This is a genomic window from Chelatococcus sp. HY11, from assembly GCF_018398335.1.
Lineage (GTDB): Bacteria > Pseudomonadota > Alphaproteobacteria > Rhizobiales > Beijerinckiaceae > Chelatococcus.
Map to the genome: position 1 here is coordinate 4,225,725 of NZ_JAHBRX010000001.1, position 16,819 is coordinate 4,242,543.

Consider the following 16,819-nt stretch of genomic DNA (forward strand, 5'->3'; position numbering starts at 1 on the left):
ATGGCAGAGCTGTCGCCTGCCGGGGATCGCGCGGTACGGGCGGTTCTGTTCATGTGCGCCCACAACGCCGTGCGCTCGCCGATGGCGGCGGGCATTGCCCGTCATTTTTTTGGCCGCACGATCTATGTCACCTCGTGTGGCGTCAGGCCCGACGAGCTCGATCCCTTTGCCGTGGCGGTCATGGACGAGATCGGCGTCGCAATCGGAGATCACAGCCCGCAGTCGCTGGATGATCTGGCTGATTTGAGCTTCGACCTGATCGTGACGCTCTCCCCGGAGGCGCATCACCAGTCGCTCGAACTGACGCGAACGCATGCTTTCAACGTGGAATACTGGCCGACCCATGACCCCACGGCCACGGAGGGAACGCGCGACCAGAGGCTCGATGCCTATCGCAGTGTCCGCGACCAGCTGACCCAGCGCATTCTCCAACGCCTCTCGAAGCTGCCCTGAGGGCGGCCCCGCCAGAGCGAAATCCGCTTGTCGCGGACGCTTTCTAGATTTCCTCTTCCCGGCGGCGTGACCATTTCAGCGCGCCGGCAGTCGCCAGGACGATCAGCGCTCCGATGACTGCGGCTGTATACAGCACCCGCGAGACCGGCATGAGCGCGCCGTCATGGGCTGCATCGGGAAAGGCGAGACCGGTACCGAGGGAACTGAGCTGCGCCACCACCAGCGGATCCGAGACAAGCATTTCTCCCGCGATCCAGCCAAGAAGCAGAGCGCCGGCCCAGACGAAGACGGGATAGCGTTCGAGCAAGGCCATGATCAGCGTGGACCCCACCATGATAAGCGGGATCGACAGCACGAGACCAAAGATGAAAAGCCATGGGTTGCCGTGAGCGGCGGCCGATATGGCGACGACATTGTCCAGGCTCATGACGGCATCGGCGATGGCGATGGTGCGTACGGCCTGCCACAAGCTGGTGCTCTCACGGATGTGGTGCTCGCTGTCTTCTTCCCCGAGCGCAAGTTTCACCGCGATCCAGAGAAGAAGGAGGCTGCCGGCGATTCGCAGGAAAGGCAGTTCAAGCAGATAGCTGATGATCAGCGCGAAAATGATCCTGAGGCAGACGGCTGTGCTCGCCCCCAGAAAGATGCCGACGCGCTTCTGGCGCGCGGGCAGAGAGCGACAGGCTAATGCGATGACAACGGCATTGTCGCCTGACAGAAGCAGGTCGATCCAGGCAATTTGCAGGATCTGCAGCAGGATTTGCGGGTCGAAGAGCATAGGGGTAACTCGATCGGTGGACCGACACGCCGAGAGGTGGAGCATGAGGCATGGACCCTGCCTCCGGCGCGGCTGGCTCCATCCTATACACGACCAATATCTTCCGCGGGGGGATGTGAGGACAAGTCAGCCATGCGCCAGATCGTCATGCTCAATCCCAGCACAAGGATGCTCTGACCTCCGCCCGCAAGGCCCTATCCAATCGGCTTGCCGGTGGATAAGTGTCGCGCCTGGTGCATGGCGCCGCTTTTTTGATGGTGACGCCATGTGTTTTCGGAATATCAGATGTGCTTAGTGAACGATTTTTAAAGATTCGCCGTTATTGTTGATGCAAATAAGCTGAGTCGGGGCTTACGTCGCCCCTGGAGTTGCAGTAGGCCTTTGGACAACGTTCAAACGGAAGTACGCGCCTCGACATATTTGATGATGGCGAGGGAGATCCCAGCAGGTCCGACCCTGACACGCCCCCATTTTGGCCTTCTCCGGGACTGGCCAACCTGGCTTCGGCGGCCATGGCCGGCCACTAAGTGGATCGTTTCACTAGCAGATCATGAAGGTTGAATCATGTGGCAAGCGTGGATGCGGCTGTCGCGTGACGTGACACTTCTGGGTTTCGAGGCTCAGGAAGTCATTGCATTGCGCATGCTGCGGCTGGCCAGCGGCGGTCCCGTCGCAGAGGCGGAAATGAACCGTATGGTTGATGAGAAGGTCACGGCCTTTGTCGAAGCCGCGGCCACCCTCGCGACGGGCGGTGCGGCGGAACATGTCGTGAGCCGACTTCGGCGCAAGGTTCGCGCCAACGGCCGCCGGTTGCGGCGCTGACATCCACGCAAGGCTCCCGCAGAATCCGGGAAACTTGATTCATCCGAAGCATACCCGCGGAATGGCGTGGCGATCAGAGCACGCTCGCGCGGGTTGTGGACGTGGTTCGACAGGTTCAGCTTCAAACTTCCAATCACCGGCTGATGCGGTGGCCGCGACGAAAGCGCGGACTGGCTCACGTCCCGGATTGACCTAAGGACGGCCGCAGGTAAGGCGCTTTTCCAGCGAACTGACTGACGATGTCGCCGTTCGCTCTCGGCCGGTGACGGGATCGCGATAGGTGCTCACCGTACAATCATTGGCCTGAACAGCGACGCGCCCGTCGCGCTCTCCAAACAGGACAGCCAGGCAGATCCACAGTGCCAAACAGGCCGCCGCCGCTGTGACCCAGCCTACCATCGTCGCGTATCTCCGCGACATGACTGACGCGGAACGCCTGGGCCCGGATGAGACGGCGGATTTCGTGTAAAGGCTGAAAACAAAAGACATTTGATCAACACGCCTTGCGCCCTGCAATGGGCTGGAAAACCAGTGCTCGGTCTCGGGAAATGCGGACAAGTTCTTCCGAGCGCCCTGTCCCGGAAACGTTGCGCGGCTGGGGGAGTTCCCGCGATGCTTCCGGGACAGGACCCGAGCAAGCCTTGTTTAGCGGGTGTTGCGCCACGGGCGATGACAACGCGGTTTCCGTTTGTAACGAAGCGTTACAGAAATCCGCTTGCTGCCGCGTTTGCGGATCTCATAAGAAGCGCGCATACCGTCTTGATCGACAAAACGAAGGAGCATGGCGCATGTCGGCGACCACTGCTCAGCCCCATGTGCTGATCGTTGATGACGACCCCCAGATACGCGGAATGCTGGTGCGCTTCCTGAGCGATCATGGCATGCGCACCACCGAGGCCGCGAATGGCGAGCGTATGTTCGCGGCGCTTTCAGCCGGACGCTTCGACATTATCGTCCTCGACATCATGATGCCTGGGGAGGATGGTCTCTCCCTGTGCCGGCGGCTGCGCGCGGAGAACCCTGTGCCCATCGTTCTGCTGACGGCAATGAATCATGACGCCGACCGCATCGTTGGACTTGAACTGGGCGCCGACGACTATGTGACAAAACCTTTTAATCCGCGCGAACTTCTGGCTCGTATTCGTGCCATTCTTCGTCGCATGCAGAGCGCTGGCCAAGCGGCCGAGGCGCAGGGTAACGGTCGCGGCAACTTCAATTTTTCCGGTTGGCGGCTTGATGCCTCTCACCGCACGCTCCATTCGCCTGACGGGGTGCTGACGGATCTCACATCCGGCGAGTTCGATCTGCTTCTGGCTTTTGTCGAGCATCCTGAACGGGTTTTGAGCCGTGATCAGTTGCTCGATCTCGCCCATGGGCGGGTCGGGCAGCTCTTCGATCGCAGCATCGATGTCCAGGTCAGCCGCCTGCGCCGCAAGATCGAGATTGATCCGCAGGATCCACAACTCATCAAGACTGTCCGCAGTGGAGGCTATATTTTCACGAGCGCCGTTGCGCGGGGCGATGGCCCGTGAGCCTGTGGCGTCGATTATCCGCGACCAGTCTGGCCACGCGTATCGGCTTCGCGGTCACGCTGACGCTCGCTGCCGTCCAGATCGTCAATATCATCGCGTTCCTACTCGTTCCCCGACCCCATTTCACCGTTTTTCAAGCCGGTTGGATTGCGGATGCCACGATCGAGGCCTACCAACTGGCCAGGAACACGCCATCTGACGCTCGCGGTGCGGCGCTCGAGGCATTGCCAGCGGCACAATGGCTTAGGTTCTCCATTGCAGATCGTCGCCCGGTGCCGCCGCCGCCGCCATCCTCGCTATGGGATCTATGGGGAGCATTGGGCCCCAGGCCGCCGCTCGAGGGTCGCCCCGCTCGTGAGGAGGTGAAATGGCCTTATGATCGGCTGGTCCTCTTGCTGAGGGCCGGGCTTGGCGCCAATGGAGCGCCGGCGGTCGTGACGCAGGAACCGCCTGACCGTGAAGGAGGACGCTTCGGACCGCCCGTGGTCAGTGTGGTGCCTCCAGGTGCCGAGGCTCTCCCGGAGCCCCATAACATGGCCATCGCGCGGGAGACGGTGCTTCCGCCAGGCTTCGCGATCGGGTTGCCTCTGGATGGCGCGGCTGATGCGAACTGGCTCGTGGTCGAGCCGAAAGATACCCCTTTCCGGGCGCGCCTTTTCGAGTGGGACCGAATTCGCAGTCTGACGCTCTTTGTCTTGAGCCTCACTCTTATCGCAGTGCTATCAGTTTGGATGGCGCGCAGCATGCTGAAGCCTCTTCAACGTCTCGTCATGGCCGCGGAAAGGCTTGGTCGTGAGCGCGAAATGACACCGATCGAGCCTCCGCCGATCCGCGAATTCGCGGCCATCGCCCGCGCGTTCAACGACATGCAGGTGCGCCTCAAGCGTTTTGTCGACGAGAGAACGATGGTTCTGGCCGCGATCTCCCACGATCTGCGGACACCGCTGACGCGACTGAGGCTCGTTGCGGAATATCTCGATGATCCGGCGCAGCGCCGGCAGGTGATGTCAGACATCGCTGAGATGGAAACGATGGTCGAGGCAACGCTTACCTTCGCCAGCGAGGAGGCCAAACGTGAGCAGCATCGTCCCGTCGATATCGCGTCGCTGCTGATCAGCCTCTGCGATGACGTGACCGACGAAGGAGGGGAGGCGCGCTACTTTGGGCCGGATCACGCGACGGGCCGTTGTCAGCCCGTCGCCGTGCGGCGTGCCCTCGCCAACATTATCCACAACGGCGCCAAATATGGAGGCGCTGTAGCGGTCAGCCTCGTGGTGGCGCCGAAAACCATGAAGGTGATTGTCGAGGACAACGGCCCGGGAATTCGGCCCGAGGACGTGGAGCGGGCATTCGCGCCGTTTCAGCGTCTTGAAACCTCCAGGAGCCGGGAGACGGGCGGTACGGGATTAGGCCTGACAATCGCCCGTGACATCATCAGCGGTCACGGGGGGAGTATTGTGATGGAGCCGCGCAATCCCGCACAAACTCCAGCTGGCCTAAAAGTTACCGTGAACTTACCGCGTTGATCCCCTTTTATACTGTCCCGAATAATACTAAAGGAAATTGAAAAGGTATAAGAGGATAATCACGGACACGGGGACACCGAGAATCCAGAGAATGATACCGCGCATGTCTGTCTCCTTCCGTTATTTCTCACCCACAACAACCGGTTATCCCGTATTTTTGTTCCGATCAGCTTTGTGAGACGGTAGGCCGCCATGATGGCGCCGTTAACGCCCGAGCTGAACAGGGTCGTCCGCTCCGAGCGTAGGCTTGGCCTTGGAGGTCACAAGCGGTCGGGCAATCGAATGCGAGGTGGGCGGCGCGACGGGAGCGCGAGCGCCCGATTTCCTGGCGCAATCCGACGTTTAACGCATCGTTAAGAGACTCTGCCGTCACCCAGCGCTTACTTTTGCGGTTCTTCCTTCTGTCGCCGGAAGTCCTTGCGCGAAGCCATGACATGTGGGGATTGGGGATAACCTCCCCGCGGGGAGCGGATGTCAGCCCGGAGTCTGCCCATTGTCTCGCCAAAGGCGCTTACACTTTTGGCCATGATGCTCTAAGGACAAGATATGCGAACCATTCAGGCGAGCGATCGTTCTGATGGTCGATGACATGTTATGGCCATGCGGTTATCTCAGTTTTGTCTCGATTCGCTGTCAGCGGACTTCCATCGCCTTGGTGCCGGCGTCCTGCCGTCACTGAACTCCTTCCAGTAGATCGTACCCTCGTGGGAGCGTAACCATGACCAATGTTCCGCCAAATTCCGAGGACCAATCGAGCAGTGTTGCGGCTCTCGGCCTGCGTTGGGCTGCATTGCGCGGCATGCTTGCGTCCCCGCTGATCAACGCCGACGATCAGAAGTCGCTGCGTGACGACCTCCTGCGTGAATTGCGCACGGTTGAGCGTTCCATCGGCAGCATCGAGGCCCGCAACACCTTCGAAGTGTCGGCCAAGATCGATGTGATCAAGGAAGCGTTGAAGCATATCGGCTTTGGCGACACAGGCTGGGGGCAGGATCTGCTCGAGAGCATCCGCCGCGACGTCATGAACATGGCGCAGTCCGTTGCCAAGAACGATCCGCGCCAGCCCGGCCATCCCATGCGCCCTGTCGGCCGCAGCATGGAAACGCCGACGCCCGCGCCGGCCCCGCAGCAGCCCCCCCGCTCGGAGAGCTGAGCGACTTCCGGCTCACCGGCTTGCGTTTTGAATGATACGGCCGCCTCCACGAGGCGGCCGTTGTCGTTCCGGGATATGTCGGCCAGTCTCAGTGCCCCGGCGCGGGAGCCCAGCCCGGGCGGCGCGCGGGCCTTCAGGCCTCCGTGCCTGCGCCGACGGCGGGAAGCGAGAGGCCGCCCGGTTTCACGTCCAGCCCGAACAGGCTGTTGTGAAGGTCGGTCAAGGCGGTGCCGATGGCACCGATCAAGGCGGCGCGATTGCCGAGCCGGCTGATGGCGAGCCGTGGCGGCACATGCCCGCAGCGCGCAAGGTGATGCCGGACGCGCTCGAACAGCTCGGTCCTGACACCGATGCTGCCGCCGAACACGATGACCTCCGGGTCGATCAGCGCCTGTACCGCGACCAGGGCCGGTGCGATGAGCCGGGCTGTCTCGTCGATGGTCACAGCGGCGATGTCGTCCCCGGCTTCGAGAGCCGTGAAAATTTCGCGCACGGTTGTGCCCGCCGTGCCGCCGTAGTCGCGATAGCGATCGGCGATGGCCTTGCTGCCGACCGCGGTCTCCAGGGTCCCGAGCATGAAGCCCATGGGATCATAGGGGTCGCCGCCGATGGGCAGATAGGCGATCTCGCCGGCTGCCCCGCGAGCACCACGGAGAAGCTTGCCATCCGCCACGATGCCCATGCCGATACCGGTGCCGAGGGCGATGAAGGCGAAGGTGCCGGCGCCCGCGCCATGTCCCTGCCATTGCTCGCCTTTCACGGCGAGATTGACATCGTTTTCGATGGCGATGGTGATGCCGAGACGCTCACGCAAGGCTCCCGCCACATCGATTCGGTCGACGCCGGGAATATTGGGCGCGACCGTGATGGCGCCGCTCGCGGCATCGACCACGCCGGGCGTGCCCATGACGCCGAAGCGCAGGCCCGTGGCGGGGACATCAGCCGCGGCCGCGAGGCGGCGGGCGAGAGCGGCGATCTGCTCCACGACATGAAGGCCGCCCCGCAGGTCGGTCGGCACTTCCTCTTCCGCCAGCACGGCGCCGGCGAGATCCGCGACGGCGATCCGGAGCTTGGTGCCGCCGAGATCGAGGCCAAGCACGAACGCGGCCCTGTTGTTGATTTCGTAGGTCACCGCGCTGCGCCCGAGGACGCCTTGCGTGCGTCCGCGCTCCCGCAGCCAGCCGCCATCCTCCAGCTCGCGCACGACCTCGGAGGTGGTCTGCTTGGACAGTCCGGTAACCTTGGCGATCTGCGCGCGAGAGATCGCCCCTTCATTGAGCACGGCCTGAATGACGGTGCGCAGCGAGATCTGCCGGGCGACGGGCGTGGAGGGCGCATCGGTTGCCATGACGACCTCGCAAGGCGTGAACCGGATCGATAATGTCCGGGAGATTGACTAAATCACCGGTGGCGGGGCGTCAACTCATCGAGCATGTCTTTCGGGGATGCCCGTCCTGCGGTTGAAACACGCAGTTTTTGGTTGCTTTCGTCAGGGAGCTTTACAAAAATGGCATGAAAGCTTGGCTCGGGTTCTGCGCCAACAAGGCTGCCTCGTGCAGGTACGGGGGCTTGGTCGCCGAGTCGGGCCTTTAAAACAGCGCCGCCGATGCGCATTGCCGAGGAAGCCACCATGACCGCTGATTCCCCATCGCTCGCCGTGCTGCCCACGCTGCGCATCGGTTTCATCGGCTCAGGCTTCATCGCGCGTTTTCATCTGCAGGCGCTGACCGGCGTGCGCAACGTGGTCGTCGCTGGCGTCTACAGCCCGCGCGCCGAGCGGCGCGAGAGTTTCGCCGCGCTGGCCGAAAGCCTGGATCTCGGCCCTTGTCGCCGCTTCGACAGCCTTGAGGCGATGCTCGTCTCCGGCGAGATCGATGCCCTGTGGATCACCACGCCGAATCACACCCGGCTTGCCACCATGCGCGCCATCCATGCGGCCGTGAAGCAGGGGCGGGCGCCCCTCCGGGCAGTGGCTTGCGAAAAACCTCTGGCCCGTACGCTTCGGGAGGCGCGCGAGATGCTGGCGCTCGCCGAGGACGCGGGACTCCTTCACGGCTATCTCGAGAACCAGCTGTTCTCCACCGCCGTCCAGCGCGGCCGCGACATCATCTGGCGCCGCGCCGCGCCGGCGACCGGGCGTCCTTATCTCGCCCGCGCTGCGGAGGAGCACGCCGGCCCCCACGAGCCCTGGTTCTGGCAGGGCGACAAGCAGGGTGGCGGTGTGCTCTCGGACATGATGTGCCACAGCGTCGAGGTGGGGCGCTTTCTGCTCACGGCTCCCGATGAGCCGCGCGATGCGCTGAAGCTCGTCTCGGTCAATGCCACCGTCGCCAATCTCAAATGGACGCGGCCCGCCTATGCGGCGAAGCTCGCCGCCGCCATGCCGGGGGTGGACTACATCAACCGCCCGGCGGAGGATTTCGCGCGCGGCATCCTGACCTTCGCAGGCCCGGACGGCGAAACCGCGATCGTCGAGGCAACCACCTCATGGGCCTATGTGGGGCCGGGGCTGCGCATCACGCTCGAACTGCTCGGCCCGGAATATGCCATGGAGTTCTCGTCGCTGAACACCGGGCTCAAGGTGTTCCTGTCGCGCGCCGTGGAGGGCGATGCCGGCGAGGACCTCGTGGAGAAGCAGAATGCCGAGCAGGGACTGATGCCCGTGCTCGATGACGAAGCGGGCATCTATGGCTATACGCTAGAAAACCGCTATTTCGTCGACTGCTTCCGCCGTGGTGCCATGCCCTTCGAGACCTTCCACGACGGCGTCGCCGTGGTCGAGATGCTGATGGCCCTCTACCGCTCCTCCGAACTCAACCGCACCGTCGAGCTGCCGGACCCCGCGCTGGAAGACTATGTGCCGGTGGTGGCGCGGGGTGAGGGATGAATACAGTCTATAACTTGTGGTACACGCGCGAATACGAGGATCGCAAAGATACCTTATTACATATCGGCATCTATGCGACTGCCAAGGATTGCGAGGAGGTTATCGAAAAGCTAAGCGACAAGCCGGGTTTTCGTGACTATCCGGAAGGGTTCTCATTTGAAGCCGTGACTTTGGGATCAACTGGCTGGCAGGAAGGTTTTGTCACTGTATATTATCCCGCCAAGGAGCGTGAGGCCGAGGATTTTCCAGCTGTTCCAGAGGGGGATAAATAGTAAAATCCTTTTGCGTCGTAAGGAGCGATTATACTTTTTATTTCTTTGGATGACTGGCTGTTTCGTTGCCGGGAGAAGGTTTTTCACGGGTGAACTCTTGAGTTGGGCGGAGGCGTTCGGCCCTTTTTATCAGGGGCATTTCAAATGCAGCCCACCCTCGTCGATCCCCGCAATCCGTGCCACACTCCCGGCGAATCGCGATAAGCGGCGTGGCGGATGTCCGTTCGTCCGCGTGCAGAGGACCCGGGAGGCTCCATGATCGTCGTCTTTGGCTCGGTGAACATCGATCTCATCAGCAAGGTCGAGCGCTTTCCCCATCCGGGGGAGACCATCACGGGCGCGGACCATGTGGTGGCGGCGGGCGGCAAGGGGGCCAATCAGGCGCTTGCGGCCCGGCGCATGGGGGCCGAGGTTGCATTTGTCGGCGCGGCCGGGACTGACAATTTCGCGGATCTCGCCCTCGCGCATCTTCACGCGGATGGGGTCCATCTCGACCATGTCGCGACGGCGGACGGCGTTACCGGCACGGCCTTCATCACCGTGGACGCGAACGGCGAGAACCAGATCGTGCTGTCACCGGGCGCCAATGCGCAGGTGAAGGCGGCGGCGCTGGATGAGATTGTCACGGCTGCGGGCGACAGCCTGCTGGTGCAGGGCGAGGTCTCCATGGGCGAGACCGAGAAGGCGCTGGCCTGGGCGAAGGGGCGCGGGATGACCCGCATCTTCAATCTCGCGCCCGCGCGGCCCGTGTCCACGAAGCTTCTGTCCCTGGTCGATATCCTCATCGTCAACGAGGAGGAGCTGCGGCAGGTCGCCGAGCGCTCCGGCCTGCATGGCGGGGCGAGTGATGTCGTCGAGAAGCTCGCCTCTGATCTGGGCCTCGGCGTCGTGGTGACCCTCGGTGCCCAGGGGGCTCTGGCCCATGTGGATGGGCAGACGGCGCGCTGTCCCGGTTTTCCCGTCGATCCCGTCGATACGACGGGGGCGGGCGATGCCTTCGTCGGCGCTTTCGCGGCCGCGCTCGACGCGGGGCTGCGGCTGGAAATCGCTATCCGACAGGGCTGCGCGGCCGGGGCGCTCGCTTGCCTGAAGCAGGGCGCGCAACCGAGCCTGCCCCGCCGCGACGATGTCGAGGCGCTGCTTGGGAACGCAGGCAGGTTTGAGGACAAGCGATCGTGAAAGATTGGCACCGATCCCTCCCTGAAGGGGAGGGGACCTTGCGTCAGCAAGGGCGGGTGGGCCGCGCGGCCGGGAGTCATGCTCTGCTGACCAGATGGTCGTGTTGTTCGCTTTTACCGGGTCGGCGTCAGGTCGGACCCCACCCGGCGCCTGCGGCGCCACCCTCCCTGAAGGGGAGGGATCGGTGCGGGGGATGAGAGAAACCTGGCCTGGAGACCACAACTGATGTGGTGATCCTGGAGGTCCTGTGACCTCGGACGTCATTGTCGGACGACGTCATGCGCGATTTTTGGGCCGGACTTTGGTCCGGCCCATTCGTCGTAACGATTCAGCGCCCGACCTGGCTCACGAATTTCGTGTTGAGATAGGCCTCGACCGCCTCGATGCCGCCTTCCGAGCCATAGCCGGAATCCTTGACGCCGCCGAAGGGCACTTCCGGCAGGGCAAGGCCCAGATGGTTGATGGTGATCATGCCGGTTTCCATGACGTCCGACACCGCCGCCATGCGCTCACTGGAGCGCGTGAAGGCATAGCCGGCGAGACCGAAGGGCAGGCGGTTCACTTCCGGCACGAGCGCGTCGAACTCCGCGAAGCGCGAGAACAGCGCCACCGGGCCGAAGGGCTCTTCATTCATGATGCGCATGGAGGGCGTGACGTCCGTGAGCACGGTCGGCTCGAGGAAGTTGCCGGTATTGCCGACGCGCTTTCCGCCGGTGACGAGCGTCGCGCCGTTCTGCACGGCGTCGTTGATGAGCTCTTCCACCGCAAGGCGGCGGCGTTCGCTGACGAGCGGCCCCATGGTCGTCGACGGGTCCATGCCGTCGCCTACCTTCACGGCCTTGGCTCCGGCGACGAAGGTCTCCAGGAACTCGTCATAGGCGCCGTCCTGTACATAGAAGCGCGTGGGGGAGATGCAGACCTGGCCGGCATTGCGGAACTTGGAGCCGACCATGATCTTGCCCGCCTCGGCGACATTGGCGTCGTCGAAGACCACGACCGGCGCGTGGCCGCCGAGCTCCATGGTCGCCCGCTTCATATGCGTTCCGGCGAGAGCCGCGAGATGCTTGCCGACCGGAACAGAGCCGGTGAAGGACACCTTGCGGATGGTGGGATGGGCGATGAGATAGGACGAAATCTCCGCCGGATCACCATAGACGAGGTTGATGACGCCCGCCGGCAGTCCGGCATCGGCGAAGGCGCGGATGAGTTCGGCCGGTGAGGCGGGGGTGTCTTCCGGAGCCTTGACGATGAAGGAGCAACCGGCGGCGAGGCCGGCGGCGATTTTGCGGGCCACCTGGCTCACCGGGAAGTTCCAGGGCGTGAAGGCCGCCACCGGGCCGATCGGCTCCTTGATGGCAAGCTGCTGAACGCCCGGGGCTCGCGCGGGAATGATACGGCCATAGGTGCGGCGGCCTTCCTCGGCGGCCCAGTCGATGACGTCGGCGGATGACATCAGCTCGCCCTTGGCCTCAGGAAGCGGCTTGCCCTGCTCCAGCGTCAGCAAGGGCGCTATCGCGTCAGCGCGTTCGCGAAGGATGTCTGCGGCGCGGCGCAGAAGCTTCGAGCGGTCGAAGGCCGAGACCTTGCGCCAAGTGTCGAAGCCCTTCTGGGCGGCTTTCAGTGCACGGTCAAGGTCAACCTTGTCAGCCTTGGCGAAGCTCCCAATGGCCTCACCGGTGGCGGGGTTGAGCACCTTCAGGCTTTGCCCTTCCGTTCCCCGTGTCCAGGAGCCGTCAATGAAGAGCTGAACCTCGGGATAAGCGGGTGTGGTCATCGTCAGATACTCCAGGGATCAAATCCGTGTCGTGAGCCGCCAACAAGCAAGCCGTGCGAAATTTACCGTCCGGCGTTGTGATAAACCCTTCACGAGCAGCGAGCCATGGCTTTTCGTGCAATGCACATCAGATGGATCGACGCAGGGCGAAGATCAATGGCGCAAACGGATGTCATGGCTCAATATGCCGGACCTTGAGCGCGAGAAGGACGGCGGAGAGGTGCTTTTTCGGTTTAACCCGTGGTGCTGCGTGAGGCCTGTGGCGGTAGCGGCCGCCGTGTTGCTTCAACCGTCGACGGATGCGTTGGCCAACTTGAGAAAAACAGCTTGTGAAAGGAAGCTTGCAATGACGAGCCAGCGTACGGAGGCATTGGCGGGGGACGATGCCGCCCATGTGGAGCGGCAGCGCGAATGGGTGCGCGGGCATTTCAAGCCTGAATTCCAGCATCGCTACGAGACCGTCGATGGCAAGCTGAGGATCATCCAGGCCCTGTTGACGCCGGGCATGATCGAACGTGATGAGACCTGGAAACTCCAAAGCCTCGGCATCACTTTCGGCGATGCCCTGGCTCAGGAACTCGGCCTTGCCTGGATCGTCGTGGACGATGCAGTTGGCCGCGACCCCGCGCTTCAGGATGCCGAAAGCGGGCTGATCCTCTTTGTTCTGACGACGATATCAAAGCGAGTGGAGGACGGCGAGGAGATCGACGTTCTCGGTCTTTTCAATGGCGGCGTGAAAATGGTTGAAGAGCAGCGGCAACGACACAGGGATGCCAAGAGCTGCGATGGGTGAAGGGAACCCGCTTCCCTTCAAACCGTTGTCTTTATGGCGTGATTGCGTATGAGACCCGCGCGTTACGCTGCGCTCGCTCCCTTAACTGGTAAGGGGCGGGCGCTCTGCCGTCACGGCTTGGCATGGCTAGAGGGGCGGTTCCGGATCCGCGGTAGCGGACATATCAATAGGCCTCGGCGCACGCCAGCGTGGCGACACGTCTTGGGGCTGCGCGGCGACGAGATAGCGGAGAACGCCGTCGAGCATTTCGCTTGAATGCCCCTTCGCACGGAGATCGGCAATGGCGGCGCGGTGACTGCGGATCCTTGCCTGAGCGGCACGGACAGCCTCCGGGTGGGTCTCTATCTCGACGAGGTGACTATCGGGAACCATACGCGCCTCCCACTGAACTACGCATAGAATGCCTAAAAGTTCCCCATGACAATCACAAAAAAACCACGAATCATTTTTTGCAGGGTTTCGAGGATGTCTCGGCGCGCCGACGGGAAGTCGGCCTTTTCCCGATGGCCTTCGACATGACCTGCCGCCGTAGCAAGTCAGCCCAACCGAAGGCGGCGGGAACCGTAGCTTTGTGCCAAAACGGCGCATCGCGGACGGTCGCCTCCACGTTTTGATCGCGCATAGGAAGGTGCTTGCCGTGCCCCATCAGAGGGACGGCAAAGATCCCGCAGGCTTGGATGCGGCCGTACGCCTCAGCTCTTGAGGCAAGTGCTGAGGAATGCTTTCCGTTTGTCACCGGTGAGCGCTTGTTTGGTCGCGTCAGCGTTGCAATCCTTCATGCGCTGTTGCGGAGCGCTGAGGGCCTTTTGCTCCGTGGCGCTCGTCTTGCCCGCGAGGCAATCCGACATGAAGGTCTTTCGCTGATCTCCCGCGAGCGATTTCGCCTTGGCATCATTGTTACACGTCGTCATGCGCTCGCGCTGGGCGTTCTGTGCCGCGGACTGGGCAGCAGCCGGTGTGGAGACGCTGAGAGACAAGACGGTGAGGGCTACGAAAGCGGCAAGGAGAGTACGCGTGATCATGGCATCCTCCTGTGGGGAGCGCAGGCTGTCGCGCAGTTCGCGCTTACTGGTAATCAATCGCAAGAACATTCTTACATCTTTTTATGGCAGATTGATGCGGCCGTCGGGGGGCGATCGGGTCAGTCCGTTCAACCGGCCCTGGGCTGGAAGGGGGCTCGTCTAAAACTTCGCACTCGCAGAGCAAACCGCTCGATTACGGCAGTCTTCCATCGCCAGCGTGGAGCCGGCCCGGCTCCGCTGCTTGCATAAGATATTCCACGCATTAATGTTAATCGTTCTGAAAGGTGGGGGCCTTCATGACGAAATATCCTGACATACGCGCTGCGGGGGCGAGTATCGAGGTCGAGCTTGAGCAGGGGGTAACGATCGCCGCCTATGTCGGCGACGTGGATGTTGCCTTTCAGTTGCAAGAACTCTGGAGCATGAGACATAGCCTCGCGGCGAGTGCCGCCCATGTGTCGCGGCAACTGTCTGTCGTCGGTCGGCAGCCGCGGCCTGATGAGGAATTGCGCGCGCTGCTCGCCGATCTCAGGCGCCAGATCGACGAATTCGAAGCGTCGTACGAGGTCCATTGAGGGAGATCCACGGCGCGCTGCGCGCTTCCGATTGCCGCGATGCTAGCACGAATGTCCACCTCATGGCCCATAGTTCATCGTTGGCCGTGGTCCATGAGGTGGCAGCTTCGCGGTATCCGTCGCTCGCTCTCCGGGCGACGGCTCAACGCGCCGGCGTCAGGCGTTCAATGTCTTTGAGGCGCTTGAGCGCCGCCTGCTGGCGTAGCAGACCGTAATTGATCCCGCCTGCATTGAGGGAGCTACCCTCCTGGTATGGGAACTCGTCGAAATCGGCGAAGAAGTCCTTGATCTTTGCCTGGACCGGCACCAGCAGCCACATGTTGCGCGCCAGGAACTCGATAGCGCCGCCGCCCTCCTTCATTCCACGCTCGTAGGGGTCCATCCGCAGATTGGCGATGAGCGCCCAGCTTGGCGATTCACGACGCGCGGTCGCAATATTGCCCTCGCTGGCAACCGAAAAACTCAATTTCCAGTCGTTCCAGCGGATAGCGTTCAAATTGCCGCCCTGGTCGAAATAATACATCGCGTCACGCGGTGGTGTCTTGGCGTCACCCTTCAATAATTCCGTCAGGTCATAGCCATCGAGATGGACTTTGAAGGTCTTTGACCCCGCCGAAAACCCGTTTTCATGCTTTCCTTAACGTCCGGAATACCAGCAGCCTTGGCGAAGGTGGGCATCCAATCCATGAGCGTGACGATTTCGTTGATCTGCGAGCCGGGCTTCACCACGCCTGGCCAGCGAACCATCATCGGGATGCGCATGCCGCCTTCCCAGGTCGTGCCTTTTTCGCCATGGAACGGGGTCATGCCGCCATCCGGCCAGAGAGCGAGCTCGGCTCCATTGTCGGTTGTATAGAGAACGATCGTATTGTCGGTAATTCCGAGATCGTCGAGCTGTTTCAGAAGCTCGCCGACATGCCCGTCATGCTCGGCCATGCCGTCCGCCTCGATACCCTTTCCCGTCTTGCCGTTGCTTTCGGGCTTGAGGTGGGTGAACACATGCATGCGTGTCGCATTGAACCAGACGAAAAACGGTTTGTCCGCCTTGTGCTGCCGGTCGATGAAATCCTTCGCGGCGGTGAGAAATTCCTCGTCGATCGTCTCCATGCGCTTCTTGTTCAAGGGGCCGGTATCCTCGATGCGGCCGTCGGCGTGTGTGTGAAGCACGCCACGAGGGCCATATTGCTTTCGGAAGTCGGGGTCCTTCGGATAGAAATAGCCCTCGGGCTCTTCCTCGGCGTTGAGGTGATAGAGATTGCCGAAAAACTCGTCGAAGCCGTGGTTTGTCGGCAAATGGTGGTCCTGGTCGCCGAGGTGGTTCTTGCCAAACTGCCCTGTCGCGTAGCCCCTCGTTTTCAGCACATCCGCGATGGTCGGCATCCAATCGGTGATGCCATGGGGGTCCCCGGGCATGCCAATGGTCAACAGGCCGGTGCGGAATGGCTCCTGTCCGAGAATGAACGAGGCGCGTCCGGCGGTGCAGCTCTGCTGCCCGTATGAATCCGTGAAGATCGCGCCCTCTGTGGCGATCCGATCGATATTCGGGGTCCGATAGCCCATCAATCCCATGGTATAGGCGCTGATTTGCGAAACGCCGATATCATCGCCGAAAATGACGAGAATGTTCGGCGCCTTGGTGCCGCTGGCGCCGCCGGTGGCGGGAGGTGCTGCAGTCTGAGCGACGCTTCGTGTAGCTGCTCCGATCGTGGCCGCCGCGGCAGCGAGCGCTGTCGATCCCATAAGGAGCGAGCGACGGTTCACATGATTGCCGGGCGACTGGGATGACTGATCCGATGACATACGCCATTCCTCCACTGTAGATGTCTCTGCCCCATCAATTTGAGCTCTATTCCGGCTCTGGTGCAGCGAACGAGCGCCTCGTGCCCCAATCCTGGTTCCTTGCCTTATGGGGGAGACGTCGTGGGCGAGGATAAGCTTGCCTTACGTAAAATGGAGAGTCGAGTAGAGTTTCTGCTGGCAGAATGTGATCCCGCGGGGGGCTCGCCATACGTGACGGATGTACTGAAATCAGCTCGGCTGAATAGGAAAATAC

At 62.1% G+C, this 16,819-nt stretch carries 15 protein-coding genes and 1 pseudogene; 11 read left to right on the top strand and 5 right to left on the bottom strand.

Translation table 11 applies throughout. The features are described from left to right. Nucleotides 1-453: an arsenate reductase ArsC gene (locus KIO74_RS19225; RefSeq protein ID WP_213333362.1), complete on the top strand. Its 453-nt coding sequence runs from the start codon at nucleotides 1-3 to the stop codon at nucleotides 451-453. A gap of 43 nt (nucleotides 454-496) precedes the next feature. On the opposite strand, the gene KIO74_RS19230 is transcribed toward KIO74_RS19225, so the two are convergent. Continuing rightward, on the bottom strand, nucleotides 497-1,231 hold the full coding sequence (locus tag KIO74_RS19230) for a TerC family protein (protein ID WP_213333363.1): 735 nt from the start codon (nucleotides 1,229-1,231) through the stop codon (nucleotides 497-499). A gap of 564 nt (nucleotides 1,232-1,795) precedes the next feature. On the opposite strand from KIO74_RS19230, the gene KIO74_RS19235 reads away from it, so the two are divergent. From KIO74_RS19235 to KIO74_RS19250, 4 genes are all read left to right on the top strand, one after another. Then, complete coding sequence (locus tag KIO74_RS19235; RefSeq protein WP_213333364.1) at nucleotides 1,796-2,053, top strand: hypothetical protein; 258 nt, start codon at nucleotides 1,796-1,798, stop codon at nucleotides 2,051-2,053. Between the two features lie 788 nt (nucleotides 2,054-2,841). Continuing rightward, nucleotides 2,842-3,585 (top strand): response regulator, encoded by a 744-nt coding sequence (locus KIO74_RS19240; RefSeq protein WP_213333365.1) that lies wholly within the window; start codon nucleotides 2,842-2,844, stop codon nucleotides 3,583-3,585. After that, nucleotides 3,582-5,111, top strand: a complete 1,530-nt coding sequence (locus tag KIO74_RS19245; protein ID WP_213333366.1) for an ATP-binding protein — start codon at nucleotides 3,582-3,584, stop codon at nucleotides 5,109-5,111. The genes KIO74_RS19240 and KIO74_RS19245 overlap by 4 nt, the downstream gene beginning before the upstream one ends. A gap of 718 nt (nucleotides 5,112-5,829) precedes the next feature. Next, nucleotides 5,830-6,264, top strand: a complete 435-nt coding sequence (locus tag KIO74_RS19250) for a hypothetical protein (RefSeq protein ID WP_213321474.1) — start codon at nucleotides 5,830-5,832, stop codon at nucleotides 6,262-6,264. A gap of 133 nt (nucleotides 6,265-6,397) precedes the next feature. Here KIO74_RS19250 and KIO74_RS19255 read toward each other — a convergent pair whose 3' ends face one another. Continuing rightward, nucleotides 6,398-7,612 (bottom strand): ROK family transcriptional regulator, encoded by a 1,215-nt coding sequence (locus KIO74_RS19255; protein WP_213333367.1) that lies wholly within the window; start codon nucleotides 7,610-7,612, stop codon nucleotides 6,398-6,400. A gap of 282 nt (nucleotides 7,613-7,894) precedes the next feature. Here KIO74_RS19255 and KIO74_RS19260 point away from each other — a divergent pair, with 282 nt between their 5' ends. From KIO74_RS19260 to KIO74_RS19270, 3 genes are all read left to right on the top strand, one after another. Beyond that, a complete protein-coding gene (locus KIO74_RS19260; RefSeq protein WP_213333368.1) occupies nucleotides 7,895-9,151 on the top strand; it encodes a Gfo/Idh/MocA family protein in 1,257 nt (418 codons plus the stop codon). Beyond that, entirely contained in the window at nucleotides 9,148-9,423 is a 276-nt protein-coding gene (locus KIO74_RS19265) for a hypothetical protein (protein ID WP_213333369.1), read from the top strand. The genes KIO74_RS19260 and KIO74_RS19265 overlap by 4 nt, the downstream gene beginning before the upstream one ends. Nucleotides 9,424-9,678: 255 nt before the next feature. Continuing rightward, nucleotides 9,679-10,602 carry a ribokinase gene (locus KIO74_RS19270; protein WP_213333370.1) on the top strand — a complete coding sequence of 308 codons (924 nt, stop codon included), beginning with the start codon at nucleotides 9,679-9,681 and terminating at the stop codon, nucleotides 10,600-10,602. A 328-nt stretch (nucleotides 10,603-10,930) separates the two neighbouring features. Here KIO74_RS19270 and KIO74_RS19275 read toward each other — a convergent pair whose 3' ends face one another. Further along, the gene (locus tag KIO74_RS19275; RefSeq protein ID WP_213333371.1) at nucleotides 10,931-12,376 is read right to left on the bottom strand and encodes an NAD-dependent succinate-semialdehyde dehydrogenase; all 1,446 of its coding nucleotides are present in this window, start codon (nucleotides 12,374-12,376) and stop codon (nucleotides 10,931-10,933) included. On the opposite strand from KIO74_RS19275, the gene KIO74_RS32515 reads away from it, so the two are divergent. Together KIO74_RS32515 and KIO74_RS19285 are read left to right on the top strand one after the other, a co-directional pair. Then, nucleotides 12,369-13,169 carry a DUF3806 domain-containing protein gene (locus tag KIO74_RS32515; protein ID WP_213333372.1) on the top strand — a complete coding sequence of 267 codons (801 nt, stop codon included), beginning with the start codon at nucleotides 12,369-12,371 and terminating at the stop codon, nucleotides 13,167-13,169. The genes KIO74_RS19275 and KIO74_RS32515 overlap by 8 nt on opposite strands. A 255-nt stretch (nucleotides 13,170-13,424) precedes the next feature. After that, nucleotides 13,425-13,568, top strand: coding sequence for a hypothetical protein (locus KIO74_RS19285; RefSeq protein WP_213333373.1), 144 nt, complete (start codon nucleotides 13,425-13,427; stop codon nucleotides 13,566-13,568). Nucleotides 13,569-13,861: 293 nt separating this feature from the next. On the opposite strand, the gene KIO74_RS19290 is transcribed toward KIO74_RS19285, so the two are convergent. Further along, nucleotides 13,862-14,191, bottom strand: coding sequence for a PsiF family protein (locus KIO74_RS19290; protein WP_213333374.1), 330 nt, complete (start codon nucleotides 14,189-14,191; stop codon nucleotides 13,862-13,864). 296 nt (nucleotides 14,192-14,487) lie between these two features. Here KIO74_RS19290 and KIO74_RS19295 point away from each other — a divergent pair, with 296 nt between their 5' ends. Continuing rightward, entirely contained in the window at nucleotides 14,488-14,766 is a 279-nt protein-coding gene (locus KIO74_RS19295) for a hypothetical protein (protein WP_213333375.1), read from the top strand. 142 nt (nucleotides 14,767-14,908) lie between these two features. Here KIO74_RS19295 and KIO74_RS19300 read toward each other — a convergent pair. After that, nucleotides 14,909-16,566 (bottom strand): annotated as a pseudogene (locus tag KIO74_RS19300) (arylsulfatase). Nucleotides 16,567-16,819: the final 253 nt, after the last annotated feature.